This is a genomic window from Wolbachia endosymbiont of Pentidionis agamae (genome assembly GCF_036711655.1).
Classification (GTDB): Bacteria; Pseudomonadota; Alphaproteobacteria; order Rickettsiales; family Anaplasmataceae; genus JAZHPY01.
On record NZ_JAZHPY010000132.1, the window covers coordinates 1 to 1,338 of the forward strand.

1 protein-coding gene and 1 pseudogene are annotated in these 1,338 nt (G+C 32.6%); both read right to left on the reverse strand.

The features are described from left to right. On the reverse strand, positions 1–1,122 hold a 1,122-nt coding region (gene ispD / locus V6U76_RS05275; protein ID WP_333024094.1), incomplete at its 3' end, for a 2-C-methyl-D-erythritol 4-phosphate cytidylyltransferase. Next, positions 1,101–1,338 (reverse strand): annotated as a pseudogene (locus V6U76_RS05280) (hypothetical protein); the annotation flags it as partial. The gene ispD and the pseudogene V6U76_RS05280, both read right to left, overlap by 22 nt.

The window sequence follows — 1,338 nt, forward strand, 5'->3', positions numbered from 1 at the left end:
AGACCCTAACTTTTCTGTAGTAGTTGCTTTAATATTCAAGCATTCCTCATCCACCCCTAGCACTTGTGATAGGAGCTTTTTCATTTTTACTTTATAAGGAGATATTTTAGGAACCTCACAAACTATTGTGACATCTATATTTGATATAATATACCCCATCTCTTTTATTTGTCTAGCAGCAAAACTAAGAAAATAGCACGAATCACAATCTTTCCATTCAAGAGAATTAGGAGAAAAATATTCTCCTATATCACCACATCCAAGTGCTCCTAATATAGCATCAACAATTGCATGAATACCAACATCGCCATCAGAGTGAGCTGCTACTTTCATAGTGTGTTCAATTTCTACACCGCAAATTTTTATAAAACACTTACTACTATTTTGAGCTCTTATAAATCTATGTACATCATAACCAGTTCCAACACGAAATTTTTGTTTCTCAAAAAAAAATTTTGCCATCTTCATATCCTCCTCTGTAGTTAACTTAAAATTACTTTTTTCGCCTTGAATGGTTGTAATATATCTTTTATTTGCCAACATTAATGAAGAGTCATCAGTGAATAAAACATTGGCTAATTGATGACATGAGAGCAAATCTGCAAAATAAAAGATCTGGGGAGTCTGCACGGCTCTGATTTCTTCTCTGCAGATAGTAGATTCTATTAATCCACTATCGTTTACTAATGACACAGTATCTTCAACCCTTAATACAGGTACAACGCCAATAGATTTACTATCATAGTTCATAGATCTAACTAATTTATCTATAAGAATGTTTGAAACAAATGGCCTGCAAGCATCATGTATTATGACATAGTCAGGATTCTCCTCTCTTAAACTTTCAAGCCCCAATCTAACTGATTCTTGCCTACTTTTTCCTCCGCAAACTGGTTTTAATAGTTTAGTATCGTGAATTAATAATTCTACTTCACTATAAAAAGCTTCATGGTCTTTATTTATTACGACTTTTACATAAAATTCATTGGTTAAAAATTTTTTAATTGTATGAAATAATACAGGGTTGCCTGATAATTTTACATACTGCTTAGGAAGAATAGTATTACACCTACTTCCTACTCCTGCTGCAACTATTAATGCTATAATTTTGTACTTATCCATCCTTGTAAGAATTCTTTTACTTCATCAATAGATAATCCCGTATATTTAAGTATAGTATTTACATCTACTTCACTTGCAAGCATTGCTTTCGCAACTTCAATTTTCCCTTCAATTTTCCCTCTTTCTTCACCGATTTGAATGCCTTCTTCTCTACCTTTTTTGTTAGCATCGTCGAGTTTTTGAGCGAGGATATTTTCTTCTTTCTGAAGATCTAAA